1 protein-coding gene is annotated in these 261 nt (G+C 70.1%); it reads right to left on the minus strand.

All coding sequences use genetic code 11. The features are described 5' to 3' along the window. Nucleotides 1-261 (minus strand): DUF6198 family protein (locus AC2FB1_RS11205; protein WP_490675284.1); only part of this gene is annotated, 261 nt, incomplete at both ends.

Genomic DNA, 261 nt, shown 5'->3' on the forward strand with positions numbered 1-261 from the left:
GCCCGACCAGGAGCACGTTCAGCACGGTCCCGAGACCCGGCCGCTGCCGCAGCGGGATCCAGAACGCCAGCACGACGAGCCCGACCAGGTTGGTCACCAGCCCGAACGGGATGCCGGTCTTGTACGACACGCCCTGCGCCAGGACGTCCCACGGCGAGACGCCGATCCCCGCGCGGACCATCAGCGCGATCGCGATGCCGTACAGGAACAGTCCGACGAGGAGCTGGCCGATGCGGCGGACGAGGAGGAAGCGGGACATGC

This window comes from Staphylococcus sp. CoH_129_LAB_1, assembly GCF_058191515.1.